The sequence below is a fragment of the Cohnella sp. GbtcB17 genome, from assembly GCF_019091135.1.
In the GTDB taxonomy this organism is placed as follows: domain Bacteria; phylum Bacillota; class Bacilli; order Paenibacillales; family Paenibacillaceae; genus Cohnella.
The window spans coordinates 17,299-36,352 of record NZ_JAGXJW010000053.1; the positions used below are offsets into that span (position 1 = coordinate 17,299).

Annotated in this window: 23 protein-coding genes and 1 tRNA gene; 17 read left to right on the forward strand and 7 right to left on the reverse strand. The window is 59.0% G+C overall.

What is annotated here, in order from left to right; all coding sequences use genetic code 11:
• Window positions 1-59: 59 nt before the first annotated feature.
• Window positions 60-1,226 (forward strand): aminotransferase class V-fold PLP-dependent enzyme, encoded by a 1,167-nt coding sequence (locus tag KVT38_RS25135; RefSeq protein WP_217596497.1) that lies wholly within the window; start codon window positions 60-62, stop codon window positions 1,224-1,226.
• Window positions 1,227-1,306: 80 nt separating this feature from the next.
• Window positions 1,307-1,789, forward strand: a complete 483-nt coding sequence (locus KVT38_RS25140; RefSeq protein ID WP_217596540.1) for a DUF4446 family protein — start codon at window positions 1,307-1,309, stop codon at window positions 1,787-1,789.
• On the opposite strand, the gene yyaC is transcribed toward KVT38_RS25140, so the two are convergent.
• Complete coding sequence (gene yyaC, locus KVT38_RS25145; protein WP_217596498.1) at window positions 1,764-2,381, reverse strand: spore protease YyaC; 618 nt, start codon at window positions 2,379-2,381, stop codon at window positions 1,764-1,766. The two genes, KVT38_RS25140 and yyaC, sit on opposite strands and share 26 nt — an antisense overlap.
• A 109-nt stretch (window positions 2,382-2,490) precedes the next feature.
• Here yyaC and KVT38_RS25150 point away from each other — a divergent pair, with 109 nt between their 5' ends.
• The 4 genes from KVT38_RS25150 to KVT38_RS25165 all read left to right on the forward strand — a co-directional run bounded on the left by KVT38_RS25150 (window position 2,491) and on the right by KVT38_RS25165 (window position 4,062).
• Complete coding sequence (locus KVT38_RS25150; protein WP_217596499.1) at window positions 2,491-2,739, forward strand: putative Se/S carrier protein; 249 nt, start codon at window positions 2,491-2,493, stop codon at window positions 2,737-2,739.
• Window positions 2,740-2,751: 12 nt separating this feature from the next.
• Window positions 2,752-3,669, forward strand: a complete 918-nt coding sequence (locus tag KVT38_RS25155; RefSeq protein WP_217596500.1) for a mechanosensitive ion channel family protein — start codon at window positions 2,752-2,754, stop codon at window positions 3,667-3,669.
• A 3-nt stretch (window positions 3,670-3,672) separates the two neighbouring features.
• The gene (locus KVT38_RS25160) at window positions 3,673-3,903 is read left to right on the forward strand and encodes a DUF951 domain-containing protein (RefSeq protein WP_217596501.1); all 231 of its coding nucleotides are present in this window, start codon (window positions 3,673-3,675) and stop codon (window positions 3,901-3,903) included.
• Window positions 3,904-3,971: 68 nt separating this feature from the next.
• Window positions 3,972-4,062: transfer RNA gene (locus KVT38_RS25165), tRNA-Ser, on the forward strand.
• 110 nt (window positions 4,063-4,172) lie between these two features.
• Here the strand turns inward: KVT38_RS25165 and KVT38_RS25170 are convergent.
• The 5 genes from KVT38_RS25170 to KVT38_RS25190 form a co-directional block, all read right to left on the reverse strand.
• Entirely contained in the window at window positions 4,173-4,427 is a 255-nt protein-coding gene (locus tag KVT38_RS25170; protein ID WP_217596502.1) for a hypothetical protein, read from the reverse strand.
• Window positions 4,428-4,500: 73 nt separating this feature from the next.
• On the reverse strand, window positions 4,501-5,712 hold the full coding sequence (locus KVT38_RS25175) for a cation:proton antiporter (protein ID WP_217596503.1): 1,212 nt from the start codon (window positions 5,710-5,712) through the stop codon (window positions 4,501-4,503).
• Between the two features lies 1 nt (window position 5,713).
• Window positions 5,714-6,208 carry a cation:proton antiporter regulatory subunit gene (locus KVT38_RS25180; RefSeq protein ID WP_217596504.1) on the reverse strand — a complete coding sequence of 165 codons (495 nt, stop codon included), beginning with the start codon at window positions 6,206-6,208 and terminating at the stop codon, window positions 5,714-5,716.
• A gap of 190 nt (window positions 6,209-6,398) precedes the next feature.
• A complete protein-coding gene (locus KVT38_RS25185) occupies window positions 6,399-6,761 on the reverse strand; it encodes a hypothetical protein (protein ID WP_217596505.1) in 363 nt (120 codons plus the stop codon).
• Window positions 6,762-7,166: 405 nt separating this feature from the next.
• Window positions 7,167-7,352 carry a YjzC family protein gene (locus KVT38_RS25190; RefSeq protein WP_217596506.1) on the reverse strand — a complete coding sequence of 62 codons (186 nt, stop codon included), beginning with the start codon at window positions 7,350-7,352 and terminating at the stop codon, window positions 7,167-7,169.
• 168 nt (window positions 7,353-7,520) lie between these two features.
• Between KVT38_RS25190 and rpsF the strand changes: the two genes are divergently transcribed.
• From rpsF to rpsR, 3 genes are all read left to right on the forward strand, one after another.
• Complete coding sequence (gene rpsF, locus KVT38_RS25195; RefSeq protein WP_217596507.1) at window positions 7,521-7,805, forward strand: 30S ribosomal protein S6; 285 nt, start codon at window positions 7,521-7,523, stop codon at window positions 7,803-7,805.
• An 81-nt stretch (window positions 7,806-7,886) separates the two neighbouring features.
• Window positions 7,887-8,435 carry a single-stranded DNA-binding protein gene (gene ssb, locus KVT38_RS25200; protein WP_217596508.1) on the forward strand — a complete coding sequence of 183 codons (549 nt, stop codon included), beginning with the start codon at window positions 7,887-7,889 and terminating at the stop codon, window positions 8,433-8,435.
• 23 nt (window positions 8,436-8,458) lie between these two features.
• Window positions 8,459-8,791: a 30S ribosomal protein S18 gene (rpsR, locus tag KVT38_RS25205; protein ID WP_217596509.1), complete on the forward strand. Its 333-nt coding sequence runs from the start codon at window positions 8,459-8,461 to the stop codon at window positions 8,789-8,791.
• 332 nt (window positions 8,792-9,123) lie between these two features.
• Here the strand turns inward: rpsR and KVT38_RS25210 are convergent, their stop codons facing one another.
• Window positions 9,124-10,044, reverse strand: a complete 921-nt coding sequence (locus tag KVT38_RS25210; RefSeq protein ID WP_217596541.1) for a tyrosine-type recombinase/integrase — start codon at window positions 10,042-10,044, stop codon at window positions 9,124-9,126.
• A gap of 197 nt (window positions 10,045-10,241) precedes the next feature.
• On the opposite strand from KVT38_RS25210, the gene KVT38_RS25215 reads away from it, so the two are divergent.
• From KVT38_RS25215 to dnaB, 8 genes are all read left to right on the forward strand, one after another.
• Window positions 10,242-10,919 carry an HD-GYP domain-containing protein gene (locus KVT38_RS25215; RefSeq protein WP_217596510.1) on the forward strand — a complete coding sequence of 226 codons (678 nt, stop codon included), beginning with the start codon at window positions 10,242-10,244 and terminating at the stop codon, window positions 10,917-10,919.
• A 119-nt stretch (window positions 10,920-11,038) separates the two neighbouring features.
• Window positions 11,039-11,479: a CBS domain-containing protein gene (locus KVT38_RS25220; RefSeq protein WP_217596511.1), complete on the forward strand. Its 441-nt coding sequence runs from the start codon at window positions 11,039-11,041 to the stop codon at window positions 11,477-11,479.
• A gap of 63 nt (window positions 11,480-11,542) precedes the next feature.
• Window positions 11,543-13,579 (forward strand): amidohydrolase family protein, encoded by a 2,037-nt coding sequence (locus tag KVT38_RS25225; protein WP_254639536.1) that lies wholly within the window; start codon window positions 11,543-11,545, stop codon window positions 13,577-13,579.
• A gap of 289 nt (window positions 13,580-13,868) precedes the next feature.
• Window positions 13,869-14,180: a MazG-like family protein gene (locus KVT38_RS25230; protein ID WP_217596513.1), complete on the forward strand. Its 312-nt coding sequence runs from the start codon at window positions 13,869-13,871 to the stop codon at window positions 14,178-14,180.
• Between the two features lie 7 nt (window positions 14,181-14,187).
• On the forward strand, window positions 14,188-15,093 hold the full coding sequence (locus KVT38_RS25235) for a DUF2232 domain-containing protein (protein WP_217596514.1): 906 nt from the start codon (window positions 14,188-14,190) through the stop codon (window positions 15,091-15,093).
• Window positions 15,094-15,108: 15 nt separating this feature from the next.
• Entirely contained in the window at window positions 15,109-17,079 is a 1,971-nt protein-coding gene (locus KVT38_RS25240) for a DHH family phosphoesterase (RefSeq protein WP_217596515.1), read from the forward strand.
• The gene (gene rplI, locus KVT38_RS25245; protein WP_217596516.1) at window positions 17,076-17,519 is read left to right on the forward strand and encodes a 50S ribosomal protein L9; all 444 of its coding nucleotides are present in this window, start codon (window positions 17,076-17,078) and stop codon (window positions 17,517-17,519) included. The genes KVT38_RS25240 and rplI overlap by 4 nt, the downstream gene beginning before the upstream one ends.
• Before the next feature lie 4 nt (window positions 17,520-17,523).
• Complete coding sequence (gene dnaB / locus KVT38_RS25250; protein ID WP_090116839.1) at window positions 17,524-18,900, forward strand: replicative DNA helicase; 1,377 nt, start codon at window positions 17,524-17,526, stop codon at window positions 18,898-18,900.
• The last annotated feature ends 154 nt before the right edge of the window (window positions 18,901-19,054 follow it).

Genomic DNA, 19,054 nt, shown 5'->3' on the forward strand with positions numbered 1-19,054 from the left:
TTGGAATGCCAAGAGCGGAGCCGTTTTCATTATCGATAGGCGAATGGAGGGAGCTGAAAATGACGGAAAGACCGTTGATCTATTTGGACAATGCGGCGACCTCCTGGCCGAAGCCTCCCGGCGTGATGGAAGCCATGGAGAAAGTGATGCGGGAGGCTGCGGCCAATCCGGGCCGAGGCAGTCACGAGATGGCCGTCAAGGCGAGCAGGGTGCTCTTCGAAGGTCGCAAGATGCTGGCGCGCTTGTTCAAGATTGCGAATCCGAACGATATCGCCTACATGCTTAATACGACCCATGCGTTGAACCAAGCGATTCAAGGGCTGCTGGCACCTGGCGATCACGTCATCACGACGGCAATGGAGCATAATTCCGTCAGGCGTCCCCTTGAGGCGCTAAAGCGTAAGCTGGGTATTCGAGTGACTTACTTGCCGGTTGGCAGGGACGGCATCCTGGATCCGTCCGATGTTCGGCAAGCGATCACGCCGGACACGAAGCTCGTAGCCGTCACGCATAGCTCCAATCTGCTTGGAACGATCGCGCCGATCGGGGATATCGGCGCCGTCACGCGAGCGGCCGGCGTGCCGCTGCTTGTCGATGCGGCGCAAAGCGCGGGCGTACTGGAGATCGACGTTGAAGCGATGAATATCGATCTGCTGGCTTTTCCGGGCCATAAGGGATTGATGGGTCCGCAAGGCACCGGAGGCTTGTACATCAATCCGGATCTCGAGCTCGAGCCGCTCATGCACGGAGGCACCGGAAGCCGCTCAGAATCGCCTGAGCAGCCTTCAACAAGACCGGACCGATATGAGGCAGGGACGCCCAATACGATCGGCATAGCCGGGCTTACGGAGGGCGTGCGGTTCGTCCTCAGCGAGACGGTGCAGCGCATCCATGCGAAGGAGCTGAGCCTGACCCGGGAGCTGATGGCGGGACTCTCCGAGATACCGGGCGTCCGCCTATTAGGTCCCGGTCCGGCGATCGAGCGTACGGCGATCGTCGCCTTCACGCTCGATGGCGTCGATCCGTCGGAGACGGCGTTTCTACTGGACCGCCAGTTCGGCATCGCCGTACGGTCCGGCTTCCATTGCACGCCGCTCGGACACGAGAGCGCAGGGACGACCGAGACGGGGGCAGTAAGAGCCAGCCCAGGATATTTTACACAGCAATCGGATATTGTATCGTTGGTACGGGCCGTCAAGGAAATCGGAGAAACGCTGCGGGCATAAGGTCCGCACAATGACGGACGGCGGCCCGTGATGCGGGCCGTCCGATCCGGAGAGCGGGGGAGCAATCGAACGTGAACGGAATGGGCGAGGATGCAAGCTTGGCGGCGCTCGGAGGCGCCGGCATACTGATTTTCATATTGTTCGTCTGGGTCATCATTTTAAGCGTCAAACTATCCAGGCTCGCAAGGGCTCACAAGCGCATGATCGGCGAGACCGGCGTGCCCAAGCTCGAGGATGTCCTGATGAAGGTTCACGACCGGATGGAGGACGTGCAAGCCAAGCAGGCGGTACAGGAAGCGACGATGGCCCATCAAGAAAAACGCCTAGCGGCACTCAAAGGGCGCGTAGGCGTTCATCGGTTCAACGCTTTTTCGGATCAAGGCGGCGAGATCAGCTTCGCTGTCGCGATCGTCAACGAACAAGAGGACGGCGTCGTCCTGACGGGCATCCACAGCCGAGAGCAGACCTTCCTGTATGCGAAGCCGCTCTCCAAAGGCGAATCGAGCTACCCGTTGACGCCTGAGGAGAAGGCTGCGATCAGTCAGGCAGGGCATAAGGCATAGAGACGCCTCGAATATTGCGAATGGAGGTGGAGATGCAGCCGGCGATGATGTCGGCCATCTTCACGACCAGATTGAGTCTCGTATTTTGAAGAACGAAATATTCCATAAAGCCGCCGACGTTCACGATGCCCGTCATATGAATATCGCCGACCGGCGGCAAGTCCTTGTTCACGCCGGCACCCGGACGAACGGGACCCGATGCGAGATGAATGCAGCCGACGCTGGCGACTTGTCCGAGGCAAGCGTCGATGGCGATGACGTAGGGCTGCTTGGAGTTTCTCATGATGGTGTAGAGCGTCTCGCTCAAATTCATCGCATGTACGGGTTCGTCCAACGTTCCGTAAAGGTCGAACATGCCCTGCGCATGCCTGGCCAGCGTCGTCCCTACGAGCGGACCCAGCGCGTCGCCGGTGGACCTGTCGGTGCCTACGCAGACGACGACGATCTGCCGGTCGGAGGGAAGATGAAGCAGCTCGCGCGTGAGCCGCTCGGACAGCCGTTGCATGACGGCAGGTTCGTTATAGGGTATTTTCAAAGAGAGCGCGGTGGCATCCGCCGCATAGCCGGCCCTTTTATCCCAAGCGCCATTCATTCGTCCGCTTCGCCTCCTCCATGGAATAGTAGTAGTATATGGACGAGAGGGCCAATTTATACTTGTTCGGATTGCTTGCTAGCAATCGAAGCAAGAAGAGGGAGAAGCCATGGATCCTATATTGATCGCGTTCGACTCGACGCAGCAGGCGCTGAGGGCCGAGATGCTGCTTGAATATGCCGAGGTAGAGATCGATATCCGGCCAACGCCGAAGGAGATCACCGCGGGCTGCGCGCTTTCGATTGAATTTCCGCAAGACGATTTGGTTGAGGTCAAACGGATTATCGCCGAAGAGAAGGTGGAAATTCGCGGCTTATTCAAGCCGGCGAATCCCGGCTACGTAAGAATCGACGAGTGAGGTGAATCGAGAATGTCCGGATATCCACAGCCTTATTTGCTGGTAGAGGCGGAGGAGGTCATTGAAAAAAATCTGACGCTATGGCAGCAATTTTTAGACGATATTTGGGATTCGTTAAGCGATACCCACATGTGGATGGGCGTGCTAAAGGTCGTGCTGCGGATTCTGGTTATCCTCATCGTCAGCCGGATCGTCCGCATCGTGATCAATCGCGTTGTGGACAACTTCATGAATCCCAGAGCGTCTAAAAGGCTTAAGCTCAGAACGAGAAGAGTTCAGACGGTAGGCAAGCTGCTTAAAAATACGGCGACCTATATCATTAACTTCATCGTGCTGCTGCTCGTGCTGAACGAGTTCAACATCAATCTCGCGCCGCTGCTTGCGGGAGCTGGCGTGATCGGGCTGGCGATCGGCTACGGCGCCCAGAGCCTGGTGAAGGACGTTATCACCGGATTTTTCGTTATCCTCGAGGATCACTTCTCCGTCGGCGATGTCATCGAAGTCGGAGGCAAGTTCAAAGGAACGGTCGAGATGATCGGGCTTCGCGCGACGCGAATTCGCAGCTGGACCGGCGAGGTATACATACTGCCGAACGGCAATATCTCCGATGTGACCAACTATTCGGTCAACAACGCGCTGGCCGTCGTGGACGTATCCGTAGCGGCGACTGAAAATCTCGATCATATGGCGGAAATCGTGAGGAGCGCGGCCGCGAAGTTCGAAGATACGAATATCGTGGGCAGGGCGGAGTTTCTCGGCATTCAGTCGATCACCGCGAGCGATGTCATCCTGCGGCTGACGGTGCTGTGCCGTCCTAACACGCAAGGGGCCGTATCCAGACATTTGAATGCGGAGGTTAAAAAGGCGTTCGAAGCTGCGGGCAATCCGCGCTATTATTCGATCGAGGCTATGGAGAGGGCGGGGAGCTAACGGATGGAGAGGAAGGAGTTCGGACTCGGGGACATCGTGCAGATGAAGAAGCCGCACCCTTGCGGCGCCAACGAGATGGAGATCATCCGGATGGGAATGGACATCCGGATCAAGTGCGTCAAGTGCAAGCACAGCATCCTGCTGCCGCGGGCGAAGTTCGAGAAAAGCATGAAAAAAATGCTGCAGGCCGCGCCGCGCGAGGAAGCCGAATTAGCCGAAAAAGAAACGGAATAACGCGCGCAAATTGATCGTAAAACAGGCTTGCAAGTTGTCCGGAACTGTGATACGATATTCCTTGCTGCGGAGAGGTACCCAAGTGGTCCAAGGGGGTTGACTCGAAATCATCTAGGCGTCGCAAGGCGTGCGTGGGTTCGAATCCCACCCTCTCCGCCATACATAAGCTATCAAGCGGTTCCCATCCGGGAGCCGCTTTTTTGCGACTTGTGACTAAAGAAGAGACCCGAATCCGCCATTCGGGTCTCTTCTTCACAATATAACGACCTTCAACGCCGTCTGAGCGGAATGACCTCAATCGAGCAGGCCGGGTCGATGTCGCGGGCGATCCGGGAGAGGGCGACGGCTTCGATACGGAACACGGGGTAGCCGAGCGTATCGCCGTGCGCCCACACGCGCTTTAGCTTGAGCTGCGCCGATACGGCCTCATGAATGTCGGCGGCCCGCCGGCTGGTCACGCATGCGATGCGGTTAAGGGATAAGCCGAGCGACGGGAAGCGAGAAGCCTGTTTGGAGATATCCATAGCTGTCCTCCTGATTCGGTGAGATGGAGATGCTCAATAATCGGGATGCGTTGGGATAAGACCGCTTCACTTGCTACGCAGCTTGATTGTCCGCCGAACGGTTCCATTTGAACACCTTTCCGAGCAGCTTGTGAATATGCTTGGATTCCTTGGTCAGCAACGGACCCAGAATCGCCAGAATAAGCACGTACAAGGCGGCGAAGGGCTGGAGGACGACGAGGAGCCCCCCGGCTTTGGCCATATTGGCCATAATGATGGAAAACTCCCCGCGCGCCACGATCGTCAAACCGACGTTGGAGGATGCTTTGCTCGACAGGCCGGCGCTGCGGCCCGCCAGAAGGCCGGCGGCATAGTTGCCGATCAAAGTGACGACGACGGCGCCCAAGGACAGCCACAGCGCATCTGCGAGCGTCAGCGGGTCGATCGTCAGGCCGAAGCTGAAGAAGAAGATCGCGCCGAAAAAATCGCGGAAAGGCAAAATGAAATGTTCGATCCGCTTGATATGATCGGTCTCCGCCAGCACCAGGCCGAACAGGAGGGCGCCGATCGCTTCGGCGACGTGGATCGTCTCGGAGAAGCCTGCCACGAGGAACAGGCCGCCGAAGACGATGAGGCCGAACAGTTCGTTCGAACGGACGCTGAGCGCTTTGTTCAGGAGCGGCACGCACTTGCGGCCGACGACCAGCATGAAGAGCATGAAGGCGAAGGCGATGCCGGCGGAGCCGAGGACGCCCCAGACCGAAGAGGAATCGCTCAGGACGAGGCCGGACAGGATCGAGATGTAGACGGCAAGGAAGACATCTTCGAACATAATGATGCCCAAGATGAGCTCTGTCTCCGCATTTGCCGTGCGTTTGAGATCGACGAGAACTTTAGCCACGATAGCGCTGGAGGAAATCGTCGTGATCCCCGCCATGACCAGCGTCTCCGCCAGCGGGAAGCCTGTCAAAAAGCCGTACGCAAGGCCCAGCGTGAAGTTGATCGCGATATAGATCGTGCCGCCGAACGCGATCGACTTGCCTGATCGAAGCAGCCGGCCGACGGAAAACTCCAGCCCGAGGTAGAACAGGAGAAACAGCACGCCGATTCTTCCCATGAACGAGATCAGCGAGGCGCTCTCGATGAAGCGAAAGTCGAGATGCCACAGTTTAAAAGAATGAGGCCCTACGGCCATGCCGATCAGGATATAAAACGGAATGACCGAAAAACGGAGCTTGGCGGAAATGAGTCCCGCAAGGGCGATCAATGCCACGGCCAAGCCGACTTCCAGCACGAGATGGTCCATATTAAGCCTCCCCGCCGGTCAGGATGCTTTTGAGCGCCTTCAGGTTTTCCCGTTCGCCCGCTGCGATCAGCATGGAATCCGCAGTCAGCACGAAGTCGGGGCCGGGCGTAATATGCTTGGCATGGTCTCTCTCGACGATCGCGAGCACCGTGGCGCCGGTGCGCCGGCGAATCTCAAGGTCGCCGATCGAGACGCCGACGCATGGACTGCGGGACTCCAGCTTGAACCACTCGATCACGAGGTCGCTTAGCGCGATCTCGATCGATTCGAGCATGCGCGGCTTAAAGGTCATGCCCCCGACGATGGCTGCGATCGAACGCGCCTCGTCGTCGTCGAGCGTGATCATGGAGATGCTGTCTTCAGGGTCGTCGTATTCGAAATGATAAAGCTCGCGACGGCCGTCGTCGTGTATGACGACGACGAGCCGGTCGCCGCTGCGCGTGAGGATTCGGTACTTCCGCCCGACGCCGGGCAGATCCGTCTCTCTGATATCCATGGACAACATCCTTTCTGCTTGCATAAGTTCCGACTCACAAAAGAGCCGCGGGAGAAGAAGCCACCGCTGTTTGCGGCAGACGAAGGGTACTGGATAAATGGCAAGTAGAACATCTAACGCGGGGGACGGACAGATCGAAATACACGCTGCCTCTGATCGAAGGCGCGAGCGATGCTGCCGGGTGGACGGATTAGGAGACGTACGTGGAGGAGAACTGAAGCGGCCGCAGCAGCAGTCTGCGCAGCAGAACGTGCACCGAGGCGATATGCGCGCGGTGATGGGTCGGAAGACGGTAAGGGAGCCTGGATAGGCGTAAAATTAAAGCATATAAGAGGAACAGCAGGGGAGTGCGCGGTCTTGGCTTGGGCGCCGCAGAATCGGGCGTGCGGGATTGAACGTGCGTATGGAACTCAGTGCCGCGAAGGCTTGCGGCCGCGGATTCGCCGACTGTAGATTCCAACGTAGGCGTGGGCGTCGAGAAGATCATGAATACGGCTAGCAGCAGCCAGGCGATCAGATCGCCGGCAGAGCGCGTCGGATTCATTTTAATCATCGGCAGCCCCCCTTTAGTTATAACTTAACCATAGTGTAGCACAGTTTAACCGTCGGTATCAAAAAGGAATCCGACTCGGTTGTCCGATGACCGACGGCAATCCGGGGGTAAAATGCAAATGACGAAAGACCCCTCGCGGGGTCTTCCGGGCGACGTTAATCGAAGCTGGACTTCCTGTCGTGCGTGACGTTGCCGGTTCATCCCGGCGCTTCGGCTCGTTGAAGGTTCGCTAACGCGATAACGTGTATTGCAAGACCATGTCTGCGACACAACCCCTCGCTTCCTACTCCGTCTTCGACGTTCCTCTTGCGGGTTGTTGCCTGCAAAGGTTCAACGGAACCAACACCTCTCTGTTCGTCGCCGGTAATTAGAATGTCCGGCATCGGGCAGCGTTATACGCGGTCTTTAAAATTGTTTGACTCTTTTCCATTTGCGATTGTGGTTGGTCGTCTCGGGGAAACGCTCGCCCTTCTCCAGCGTCACATGCTTGGGATCCTCGATGTTCATGTGAAAAGCGTCCTCGCCGACTTCCATGTAATGACCGCCGTTCGGCGCGCGGTCGCCCGGTTCGAACTGTGTCTGTTCGCCCATGATGATCACCTCCAGGCCTTAGTGTTGCGGGAAAAACCTTGCGGTATGCGGGCGAATGTGATAAATTATTCAGGTATGCGGTAAAAAGGCATACTCCTTGCTCCTCGGCCGCGGACAGGTTCTGCGGTATCGAATCGGGGGGCCAAAGACCAAAAGGAGGTAACGAAGATGCGCAACTACGAGTTGTTGTACATCATTCGTCCGGACGTGGACCAAGAGTCCGTTCAAGCTGTCACGGAGAAATTCCAGGGCACCATCGCGAACGGCGGCGAGCTCACGAAGCATGAGGTGCAGGGCAAGAAGCGCCTCGCTTACGAGATCAACAAGCACCGCGACGGGACGTATGTGCTGGTTCACTTCACGGCCGAGCCGGCTGTGGTCACCGAACTGGAACGCGTACTCAAGATCACCGACGAAGTCATTCGTCACATCGTCGTACGCGATGTCGCTTAAGGCAGTCGCTTAAGTCAGCACAATGCGCAATACCCGGCGGTTAACGCCGTTCAAGTCGTCACTCGCAGGAGGGGACCGAAGATGTTGAACCGTGTTATTCTGATCGGACGCTTAACCAAAGATCCCGAGCTTCGCTATACGCCTGCAGGCGTGGCCGTAGCCCAATTTACGCTGGCTGTAGACCGCCCGTTCTCCCGCGATTCCGGCGGGGGCGAACGCGAACGCGAGGCGGACTTCATTCCTGTCGTCACTTGGCGCCAACTGGCGGAGACGTGCGCGAACTACCTTCGGAAAGGCCGTCTGGCCGCCGTCGAGGGGCGCATTCAAGTGCGCAACTACGAGAATAACGAAGGTCGCCGCGTCTATGTCACCGAAGTCATCGCAGACAACGTACGCTTCCTCGAATCGCCGAACCGCGAAGGCGGATCGCAAGGACGGGACGAGTACGGCGGAGGCGGTAACGGTGGCGGCGGCAATAGCGGCGGAGGATACGGCGGTGGCGGCAATTACGGCGGAGGCAACTCCGGCGGCGGCCGCAGCTCCGGCTCCAGAGGCGGCAACAATCAATCGGATCCATTCGCGGACGACGGCAAGCCGATCGACATATCGGACGATGATTTGCCATTCTAAGACAGGGAAGGACGGTACTATAAATGAGCGAACAACAAGCACCAGCCGCTCGTGAAGAGCGCACGTATACGCCCCGCGAGAACCGCGGTCCGGGCGGAGGCGGCGACCGCGAACAACGCGAGCCCCGCAAGTTCCGTCGCGGACGCAACAAGCGCCGCAAAGTTTGCTACTTCACGGTGAACAAGATCACGCACGTCGACTACAAGGACCTGGACCTGCTTCGCAAGTTCATCTCCGAGCGCGGCAAGATTCTGCCTCGCCGTGTGACGGGCACGAAGGCCAAGTACCAACGCATGCTGACGGTCGCGATCAAGCGCTCCCGCCAAATGGCGCTGCTGCCTTACACCACCGACTGAGTCGGGTGACCGTACAGGCTGCGCTTGACGACAGCCAGGGCTATGTCCTCTACGAGGGCATAGCCTTTTAATTTGTTTGCTATAGATTACGATAAAAATCCCCGACCTCCGCAGATGCGGCAGAATCGGGGATTTGTTTGTTTTTGAATGTAAAATCCGCTGTATGGGTAAGGGAGTATTGACGTATACTGCATATGTAAATCGATGGTCGGACAATTATAGTTGTACGACATAGGGCCTAAATTTATGCCAAAAACAACAAAATCCTACAATACATTATAGGACAATAGACATAATCCGACAATAAGAATTAAAACAAACCTCTAAAAAGGCTAATTTTCTCCGCTTGCCACTCCCGCGATGCTCTCTTCCACAAAGTCGGTCGCTGACTTTTTCATTTGCTCGACCGTATGGAGATAGCGCTGGGTCGTATTAATATGCGTATGACCCAGCGTCTCTTGAACTTGCTGAAGAGAGGCGCCGCCAAGCAAGGCGAGTGTCGCGCTCGTATGCCTGAGCCAGTGCGGCGTAGGCGTTTTGCCGTGCAGCACCTTCGAGGCTTCCTTGATAATACGTTCAATATGCCGCGGGGAGACATCGAAAAGCCGCGAAGAAATCCCATCCGTCCGCATCCCTTTCGGCCCGGCTCTCATATAATCGGACAGATGCTTCCACAATTGGCTCGGCACCTTGATTTCTCTGTTCTTGCCGCCCTTTCCCGCGATAATGTTAAGCCAGACCGTCGTCTCGGACGGATTGAAGTGAAAGTGAGAATGGCGAATGGCCGCCAGCTCGGAAACCCGCAGCCCAAGCGTAGCCAGGCAGAGACCGATCAAGTAATTGCGGATACTCTGGGCACGGAGCGCATGCAGCAGCATTTGAAGCTCTTCAAGCGTTAGAAAATGACGGGCGCTCGTTACCTTAACGGACGGAAGCTTCACAGACGAGGTCGGATTTTTTAGAAACACGCCGATATTGGGATCGCTGCCCCACTTGTAGAGTGACTTTAAGGGCGCGATCAACGCGGCGACGCTGGCCGCCGATAACGGTTTTTTCGTTCGATTCAACGTTCCCCGGGTCAGGCCCAGTTTAAACATTTCAATTTCCCTCCAAGTAACCTTGGACAACGAAGTTTCGCCTAAAAATTCCCGGAATTGTTGAATCGCTCTGCGATAATTCCGCTGCGTGTGGACCGATTTTTCGAATAGAGACAAGAAAATATCGACAACAGTGTCGTCATCCATCGTGTTCATGCCCGCCGATTCTTCTTCGATCAAGGTCGCTGAAGGGTATTCCACTGAACTTAGCCTGCCTTTCCTGGGTCGTACAACTATAATTGTCCGACATTTGTATCGTTCGAATAAACAAAACGGAAGGAGAATCGCGGTAACGATTATTCTTTTTTATTTCAACGGCATATTTGCCCAAAAAATTTAAATTTGGAGGCCACATGCGCAATAGCATCCCTATGCTGAACAAGCTGGTGCCAGAGCCCGGCATGACGATGAATTGGCTGGAAACGTTGCGGGACAAGCACATCGATACGTATAGACACAGTCTAAGGGTGGCATGGCTGGCGGAAAAATTAACTTTGAAGCTGCCTATCAATGAGGCGGAAAGGCAGGAAATCGTGAGCGGATGCCTGCTGCACGATATCGGCAAATTGGTCATTCCCAACGAAATTCTGGATTCTATCAAGCCGCTCACGAACAAGGAGTGGGGGCTGATCAAGGAGCATCCTCAGTTGGGAGCATACCTGCTGCGGAATGAGAATATCGGTCTGACCACGATGAACGTCATCCGTCATCACCACGAGAGAGGGGACGGGACAGGCTATCCATCGATGTTAAAAGGAGATGATATCCCCTACGGCGCGAGGGTGTGCAGCGTGCTGGATGCGTTCGACAGCATGGTCGTCGACCGTCCCTATCGCAAAGGGAAGCCGATCGAGGAGGCCATCGCCGAGCTGTTCGCCCATACAGGGGCCCAGTTCAGCTTGCCGATCGTCGAATGCTTCGCATCGATGGCCGATCAAATTCGCATTTTCTATGCGAGGCCTGTGCGAAGCGAAGCCGGCGACCAGGGGATCGTTAATCCATCATGCAAAGCGAGCGGGAGCAGTTCGTAGAATATCCGATGCCGGCGGATCGATCCGGCGCCGCTGGCGGCTGCGTCCTTGGAGACACTTCTAAAGGCATGGTATAATGGGGTGGATTCGAATCGCAACGCGCTAGAGGAGAGGAACAAATGAATATCGCGTTTTTCCTCCTGCCGAAGCAGGAGGTCGTATGCCTGCCTTCGAACGCCACGCTGCGTCAGACGCTCGAGCGGATGGAGCGCCATCGGTATACGGCCGTACCCGTGCTCGGCGAGGACGGGAAGTACGTCGGGACCGTTACGGAAGGCGATTTGTTGTGGTATCTCAAAAATCGCGAAGGGCTATCATTCGAGCAAACAGCTCGCATTCCATTATCTGAAGTGCCTCTGCGTACGACGAACAAGCCGGTCCGGATCGATGCCAATATGGAGGATCTCATCTCGCTTGCCAAAGGCCAGAACTTCGTACCGGTCGTGGACGACACCAGCGCGTTCATTGGCATCGTTCGTCGCAGCGATATCATCGACTATTGCGCCGGTTCGTTGATCGGACACGGCACGGATGATAAGAAGGTAAAACGGGAAGCTTAAAGATGGTAAAGGATGGCACCGCCGGGGCGAGCGCCGTTCGAAGCTATCTTGGAGGCATCCCGCATGAATAAAAAGAAACGATGGAAAGCGATCGGCTATCCGATCGCGGTCCTCGCGGCAGCCGCGATCGCTGCCGTGGCTGTGAGAGGAAGCGGCAGTCCGTTCGGGTATCCGGCACGGGACGCCGCTTCTTTGAGTCGTCCGGAAAAAGCAGCGCCGGCGGCAGGGAGCGCAGGGACGACTTTGGCCGCCAGGGCGATGCCCGCATCGGCGTTAGACGAGCCATCCGAGGCGGAGCTGGCTCGCGTCTATGACATCGTCATCGCGGGCGGCCGGGTGATCAACCCGGAGACGGGCCTTGATCGCAAGGGCGTCAACGTCGCCGTCCAAGACGGCCGCATCGCGCTTGTGACGGCGCGTCCGGTCAAAGGGCGGCGCACGATCGACGCGAGCGGGCTCGTCGTCGCGCCGGGCTTTATCGACAATCTGTCCTATGACCCGAACCCGCTCGGCGTCTGGAACAAGATCGCCGACGGCGTCACGGCCAACATCGCCATGCACGGCGGCACGGACGCGCCTCGCAAGTGGTACCCGTATTACGAGCGCGCGGAGACGCCGCTCCACTACGGCGCCTCCTTCTTCTATACGAAGGCGCGCAACAAGCAGGGCATCGGCCTCTACACGCCGGCGACCGCCGCGCAGACCCGGCGCCTTGCGGCCGAGGCGGAGCAGGCGCTGCAGGACGGCGTACTCGGCATCTCGTTCAGCCTCGAGTACGTGCCGGGCATCGGCGCCGACGAAGTGCTGCCGCTTATGCGGCTCGCTTACAAGTACAACGTGCCGGTCTATTTTCACGCCAGATACTCCGACATGACCGAGCCGGGTACCAACATCGACGCGATGAACGAGATCATCGGCTATGCGCGGGAGACAGGCGCCTCCGTCCACGTCGACCATATCAACAGCACGGGCGGTACCTTCTCCATGAAGCAATCGCTGGACATGCTCGCGAAGGCGCGCGCGGAGGGGCTCGACATCACCGCTTGCACGTATCCCTACGACTATTGGGGAACGTATCTCAATTCGGCGCGGTTCGACAAGGGCTGGCAGGAACGCTTCAGAATTACCTACAAGGACCTGCAGATCGCGGGCACATCGGAGCGGCTGACGGAGACGACGTTCGGCACGTTCAAAAAGGAAGGAAAGCTCGCGGTCGCCTACGCCATCCCCGAGCAGGATATCGAGGACTCGCTGGCCGCGCCCTTCGTCATGATCGGCAGCGATGCCATCCTGGAGCCGGGCAACAACAATCATCCCCGCGCGTCGGGCACATTCGCCCGCACCGTCGGCTTGTACGTGCGCGAGCATCGCGCGCTCTCGCTCATGGACGCCGTGGCGAAAATGTCGCTGATGCCCGCCAAGCGCCTGGAGCGGCAAGCGCCGGCGCTGCGGAAAAAGGGGCGCATCGCGCGCGGCATGGATGCGGACATCGTCATTTTCGACTACGCGAAGATCGGGGACCGGTCCACGGTCGAGCGGCCGGAGCTGCCCTCGGCGGGCATCCGCTACGTGCTGATCGGCGGCCGGATCGCGCTGGACGGCCAAGGGCTGCACAAGAACGTGCGCGCCGGCGAGCCGATCCGCAGCGCGTTCGTCCGCGTGCCGGCAAGGGGAGCGGGCGTGCTCGAGCTGGCAGCGTCGTCGACACGTACCTCCTCGGTGCCGGCGCTATCCTATCGCGGCGAAGCGTACGCGGACGTGCGCGCACTGGAGGCGCTGGGCTACGCGCTGAGCTGGGACGCGCGATCGCATACGTTCGTGGCGCAGGCGGTCGCGGGGCACGGGCTTGGCGAAGGGCCTGCCGTGGCGGACCTGGCCGCGAGCTCGCGCGGCGCAGAACCGGAGGGAGCGACCGGCGAGGCGCCGGGACCGGGCGAATTGATGCTGGAGCGCGGGCACCGGCTCGCATGGCCGGGCGGAGAGGCCGAGCTGCTGTCGATCGGCCGGCGGGATTTCGTGCCGCTGGCGGTGCTGAAGCGGCTCGGCATGGATGTTCGCGCGAGCGGGCCGGATGTGTGGACCGCGGTCAGCGCTGGATAGCGGGGCGCTTCGCAGGCACGCCCTGATTTGCTTCGGGCAACCGCAATCTATAAAGCTGCATCGGAGATCGAACCGGTGCGGCTTTTCGATTTTCGCAAAGGTGTAGGGTGAGGGCAACGAAGGGATTAACTGGGGTCGGGAGCCGCCGGCGCGAAGCGATGGACTAGCAAATGCCATTGTTGGAGCGGCGAGTTTATGTGCTATAATGATGGATACAGCTTTAGCGCAATAGCGATATTCCGCATGCGGCAGCCGTCAGACAGGGATTTTTTCGGAGGAGGGACATGATTTGTCTTCTGTCGATCAGAATCTGGATGTCGCCGGGCGAGCCCGGTCTATCGAGTGGCTTAAGAGCGAGGTACTGGACCAGGTGTCCCGCCTGTTCAAGGCCATGTGGGAAGGCAGCACTGCGCGTATCACCGACAGCCTGTCCGGGCTCATCGCGAGCGCTTACATCCTTGGCCGCCGACTGGGCGTCTCCTACCGCGATCTCGACAAGGCGGTCGAAGACAAGCTTAGCCGCCTGAAGCAGGAGGGACATCAGCTGGAGGATCAGTACCGCGACCTCTCGGCGCTGGAAGAACACATTCGCAAGAGGTGAAAACTCGTTGAACACGGCCTTGAAGTCGCTGGCCTGGAGTGCCGTGGCGCTGCTGATGCTGCTTAGCGTCGCTACCCCGTTGAGCGGTATTACGATATTTCTGTTGATGACGCCGATGGTCGTGCTCTACACGATGCTGCGGCCCGTTTCGTTTGCCGTCCATATCGCTTGCATCGCCGTGCTGGCCTTCCTTATCATGGGCAGTTCGGGGGCGCTGGCGCTTACGTTCGGATTTTTCTTTCTCGTGCCTTCGATCGTCATGGGGCATTTATACAAAAAGCGGGTGGCTGCCAAGACTGTCGTCACGGTTGGCTTCATCATCCTGCTCGCGCAGCTGGTGACGGAGCTGACGCTGTTCTCGATCCAGTACGACATCGACTTCACCGCGCAGCTCGCGTCCTTCCTGGATGAGCGCATCCAGGAGCTCCAGGCCAGCGACATGCTGACGGGGGACTGGACGGGCACCGCGCAGGCATTCGGCGAGGCCGTCGTGCGCCTGCTGCCGATGCTGCTCATGCTCTGCTCGTTTTTGCTGGCGATCATTACGCACGGCATCTCCCGCAAGGTGCTTGCCTGGTCCGGCATCGTCGTACCGGCGCTGACGCCGATGCGCGGCTGGATGCTGCCCAAGAGCACGGTGCTGCTGTACGTGATCGTCTGGATTATTCAGTTCTCCATGCCCGCGAACAGTGCCAACTTCTGGGCGGTGGCGTCGGACAATGCGGTGCCCGTGCTGGACTTTCTGTTCCGCATTCAGGCGCTGGCGTTTTTCTTTTACCTGGCGCATCAGAAGAAGTGGTCGAACGTCGTTCCCGTTCTGATCGCAATTCCGTTGTTTCTCATTCAACCGTTGTATTTGATCGGTCTGCTGGATACGGCGTTTCCGCTGCGCCGATATTTCGACAAGAAGTAGGGGAGCGAAGCCACAATGCCCAAATTTCTCGTTCAGCGGTGGCACGGCATGCACAATGTCTGGGCGCTCGCTCTCATCTTCTTGCTCACGGCAGCGCTGACCTGGTTCTACTGGCCGCTCGGGATCGTTGCGCTGGTGGCGGGGGGCGCCGTCGGCGTCTTCTCGCTGGTTGCGGAGCGGGCCTTTCGCAAGGAATGGAACGACTACGTGCTGACGCTGTCCTCCCGCATCCGGGGCGTCGGCACGGAGGTCGTCGGCGGGCTGCCCTTCGGCATCATTCTTTATAACGAAGACCGCGAGGTCGAATGGCACAACGGCTTCATATCCGGCATCGTGGAGCGGACGTCCGCCGTCGGCGCGCCGCTGTCCGAGCTGTTCCCCGGCATCCAGCAAGCCAAGGAGAAGGACAAGACGCTGGGCCGGTGGGAGACGACGCTGAACGGCCGCGTGTATGAGCTGCTGTTCCGCCCGACGGAGCGCATGCTGTTCGTCACGGACGTGACCGATCACTGGACGCTGTCGAAGCGATACGAGGACGAGAAGCTCGCCATCGGCATCGTGATGATGGACAATCTCGAAGAAGTCGCGCAGGGGATGGACGAACAGCAGCGGGCGCTCATGCTGTCCAAGGTGACGGGCGAGATCAACGAATGGGCGCAGAAGTACGGCTTGTTCCTGCGGCGGCTGTCGTCAGACAAGTATATGGTCATCGCGAATCAGGCGGCGCTCAAGCAGCTGGAGCAATCGAGGTTCGAGCTCCTCGACGAGGTGCGCGAGATCACGATGAACTTGAAGCTGCCGATGACGCTGTCGATCGGCTTCGCTTCGGGCGCGGACAATATCGCGGAGCTCGGCCAGCTGGCGCAGGGCAGCCTTGATATTGCGCTCGGCCGCGGCGGCGACCAGGCGGTGGTCAAGTTCGGCCAGCGGCAGAGCTTCTACGGCGGCAAGAGCAACGCCGTGGAGAAGCGCACCCGCGTGCGCGCGCGCGTCATCTCGCACGCGTTGCGCGATCTGATGAAGGAGAGCGACCATATCATCATCATGGGCCACCGGATGCCCGATATGGACTCGATCGGCGCGGCCATCGGGGTGCTCAAGGCGGCGCAGCACGTCGGTAAGGAAGCCTTCATCGTGCTTGAAGGCGTGAACCCCGCGATCCAGCGGATGATGCATATGCTCAAGGAAGACGAAAAGCTGATCCGCCGCTTCATCACGCCCGAGCAAGCGTCGCAGCTCACCGGCAAGCGCTCGCTGGCGGTCGTCGTCGACACCCACCGGGCGTCGATGGTCGCCGAGCCCAAGCTGCTCCAGCAGACGGACCGGATCGTCATCGTCGACCACCACCGGCGCAGCGAGGAGTTCATCGAGGATGCCGTGCTCGTCTACATGGAGCCGTACGCCTCCTCGACCTGCGAGCTGGTCACCGAGCTGCTCCAATACATTCACGAGCGGGTCGTGCTCGACGTGCGCGAAGCGACGGCGCTGCTCGCCGGCATCACGGTCGATACCAAGAGCTTCGCGATGCGCACCGGCTCCCGGACGTTCGAGGCGGCATCGTTCCTCCGGCGCAACGGCGCCGACCCTGCACTCATACAGAAGATGCTCAAGGAAGACTTGGAGGAGTACATCAAAAAAGCGGAGATCATCCGCAACGCCGAGACGTACTTCGACTATATCGCGATCGCGGTCGCCGATCCCGCAAAGCCCGTGCCGCAGCTGCTCATTGCACAGTCGGCGGATACGCTGCTCAATATGACGGGCATCAAGGCGTCGTTCGTCATCGCGCAGCGTCCGGACGGCACGGTCGGCGTCAGCGCCCGGTCGCTTGGCCAGATGAACGTGCAGGTCGTCATGGAGCGTCTCGGCGGCGGCGGCCACCTGACGAACGCGGCTTGCCAGGCGCAAGGCACCGTCCAGGAAGTCGCGGCGAAGCTTATGAAAGTGCTCAACGATATTAACGGGGAAGAGGGTCTTTTCGAATGAAAGTAATTTTCCTGCAGGACGTCAAGGGTCAAGGCAAGAAGGGCCAGGTGAAGGAAGTATCGGAAGGCTACGCGCGCAACTTCCTGCTGCCCAAGGGTTATGTGCAAATCGCGACTGACGGCGCCAAGAAGACGCTCGATCAGATCCAAGCGTCCGTCGACAAGAAAAAGGCACAGGAGAAAGAAGACGCCAAGGCGCTTGCGGCCAAGCTCGGCGAGATGACCGTCGTCATCAAGGCGAAGGCCGGCGAAGGCGGCCGCCTGTTCGGCGCCATCACGAGCAAGCAGATCGCCGAAGCGCTCGAGAAGCAGAAGATCACGGTCGACAAGCGCAAGATCGAGCTCGACGAACCGATCCGCACGCTCGGCGTCACCCAGGTGCCGCTCAAGCTGTACCCGGACGTCAAGGGTACGCTGAACGTGCAGGTCACGGAGGAGTGACGGCATGAGCGAACGCGGCGATCAATTGACGTTCGATCGCGTACCGCCTCAGAACCTCGAAGCGGAGCAGGCGGTACTCGGCGCGATCCTGCTCGAATCCGAAGCGCTCATCACGGCGATGGAGCGGCTGAACACCGAAGACTTCTACAGCGTCGCCCATCAACGCATCTTCGAGGCGATGGTCGACCTGAACGAAGACAATCAGCCGATGGACCTCATCACCATTACGGCGACGCTGCGCGACCGCGGCCAGCTGGAAGAAGTCGGCAGCGTCTCGTACCTCGCCAAGCTGGCGAGCGCCGTGCCGACGGCCGCGAACGTCGACTACTACGCGCAGATCGTCGAAGAGAAGGCGATGCTGCGCCGGCTCATCCGCACGGCGACGCAGATCGTCTCCAGCGGCTATGCCTCCGAGGACGACGTCGGCGCGCTGCTTAACGACGCCGAGGCGCGTATCATGGAGCTGTCCAACCGCCGCGCGGCGCACGGCTTCATCAGCATCCGCGACGTGCTCATGGACGTGTTCGAGCGGGTCGAGTTCCTCTTCAATCACAAGGGCGGCACGACCGGCATCCCGAGCGGCTTCATCGACCTGGACAAGATGACGTCGGGCTTCCAGCGCAACGACCTGATCATCGTGGCCGCCCGTCCTTCGGTCGGGAAGACCGCCTTCGCGCTCAATATCGCCCAGAACGTGGCGGTGCGTGCGCAGGAGACGGTCGCGATCTTCAGTCTCGAGATGTCGGCCGCGCAGCTCGTCCAGCGGATGATCTGCGCGGAGTCCAATGTGGACGCGGGCCGTATGCGGACCGGCTTCCTTGAAGGCGACGACTGGGAAAAGCTCTCGATGGCGATCGGCTCGCTGTCCGAGGCGCAAGTGTATATCGATGATACGCCGGGCATTACCGTAGCAGAGCTGCGGGCGAAGTGCCGCCGTCTCAAGAAGGAGAAGGGGCTCGGCATGATCCTGATCGACTACCTTCAGCTGATCCAGGGCCGCGGCAAAGCCGGGGAGAACCGGCAGCAGGAGGTCTCCGAGATCTCGCGTACGCTTAAGCAGATCGCGCGTGAGCTCGAGGTGCCGGTCATCGCGCTGTCGCAGCTGTCGCGGGGCGTCGAGCAGCGGCAGGACAAGCGGCCGATGATGTCCGACCTTCGGGAGTCCGGCTCGATCGAGCAGGACGCCGACATCGTCGCATTCCTGTACCGGGACGATTATTACAACCACGATACCGAGAAAAAGAACATCATCGAGATCATCATCGCCAAGCAGCGTAACGGACCCGTCGGCACCGTAGAGCTCGTCTTCCTGAAGAACTTCAACAAGTTCGTCAGTCTGGACCGGGCGCACGGGGAAGCGATGGTCGGCAGCGCTTCCTAATGACGATTAACCGAACATTTCCGAACGATCGAGAATCCCTTTTCCCGATCGTTCGGTTTTTTTATTTGACTTGAACGCTTTAGCTTGCTAAACTAGACAATGCCGCGATAGCGGCCATTTGCCGTCCATCGGGGGAGAGGTCTCTTCCCGGTGC

What these genes read in the sequence shown, in the direction of transcription:
- yyaC (WP_217596498.1), bottom strand. Translation starts at nt 2,381, where the DNA reads ATGAATGGCGCTTGGGATAAAAGGGCCGGCTATGCGGCGGATGCCACC.
- KVT38_RS25155 (WP_217596500.1), top strand. Translation starts at nt 2,752, where the DNA reads ATGTCCGGATATCCACAGCCTTATTTGCTGGTAGAGGCGGAGGAGGTC.
- rpsF (WP_217596507.1), top strand. Translation starts at nt 7,521, where the DNA reads ATGCGCAACTACGAGTTGTTGTACATCATTCGTCCGGACGTGGACCAA.
- ssb (WP_217596508.1), top strand. Translation starts at nt 7,887, where the DNA reads ATGTTGAACCGTGTTATTCTGATCGGACGCTTAACCAAAGATCCCGAG.
- KVT38_RS25170 (WP_217596502.1), bottom strand. Translation starts at nt 4,427, where the DNA reads ATGGATATCTCCAAACAGGCTTCTCGCTTCCCGTCGCTCGGCTTATCC.
- KVT38_RS25175 (WP_217596503.1), bottom strand. Translation starts at nt 5,712, where the DNA reads ATGGACCATCTCGTGCTGGAAGTCGGCTTGGCCGTGGCATTGATCGCC.
- KVT38_RS25140 (WP_217596540.1), top strand. Translation starts at nt 1,307, where the DNA reads ATGGGCGAGGATGCAAGCTTGGCGGCGCTCGGAGGCGCCGGCATACTG.
- rpsR (WP_217596509.1), top strand. Translation starts at nt 8,459, where the DNA reads ATGAGCGAACAACAAGCACCAGCCGCTCGTGAAGAGCGCACGTATACG.
- KVT38_RS25150 (WP_217596499.1), top strand. Translation starts at nt 2,491, where the DNA reads ATGGATCCTATATTGATCGCGTTCGACTCGACGCAGCAGGCGCTGAGG.
- KVT38_RS25210 (WP_217596541.1), bottom strand. Translation starts at nt 10,044, where the DNA reads ATGAACACGATGGATGACGACACTGTTGTCGATATTTTCTTGTCTCTA.
- KVT38_RS25190 (WP_217596506.1), bottom strand. Translation starts at nt 7,352, where the DNA reads ATGGGCGAACAGACACAGTTCGAACCGGGCGACCGCGCGCCGAACGGC.
- KVT38_RS25215 (WP_217596510.1), top strand. Translation starts at nt 10,242, where the DNA reads ATGCGCAATAGCATCCCTATGCTGAACAAGCTGGTGCCAGAGCCCGGC.
- KVT38_RS25160 (WP_217596501.1), top strand. Translation starts at nt 3,673, where the DNA reads ATGGAGAGGAAGGAGTTCGGACTCGGGGACATCGTGCAGATGAAGAAG.
- dnaB (WP_090116839.1), top strand. Translation starts at nt 17,524, where the DNA reads ATGAGCGAACGCGGCGATCAATTGACGTTCGATCGCGTACCGCCTCAG.
- rplI (WP_217596516.1), top strand. Translation starts at nt 17,076, where the DNA reads ATGAAAGTAATTTTCCTGCAGGACGTCAAGGGTCAAGGCAAGAAGGGC.
- KVT38_RS25185 (WP_217596505.1), bottom strand. Translation starts at nt 6,761, where the DNA reads ATGATTAAAATGAATCCGACGCGCTCTGCCGGCGATCTGATCGCCTGG.
- KVT38_RS25180 (WP_217596504.1), bottom strand. Translation starts at nt 6,208, where the DNA reads ATGGATATCAGAGAGACGGATCTGCCCGGCGTCGGGCGGAAGTACCGA.
- KVT38_RS25135 (WP_217596497.1), top strand. Translation starts at nt 60, where the DNA reads ATGACGGAAAGACCGTTGATCTATTTGGACAATGCGGCGACCTCCTGG.
- KVT38_RS25240 (WP_217596515.1), top strand. Translation starts at nt 15,109, where the DNA reads ATGCCCAAATTTCTCGTTCAGCGGTGGCACGGCATGCACAATGTCTGG.
- KVT38_RS25220 (WP_217596511.1), top strand. Translation starts at nt 11,039, where the DNA reads ATGAATATCGCGTTTTTCCTCCTGCCGAAGCAGGAGGTCGTATGCCTG.
- KVT38_RS25225 (WP_254639536.1), top strand. Translation starts at nt 11,543, where the DNA reads ATGAATAAAAAGAAACGATGGAAAGCGATCGGCTATCCGATCGCGGTC.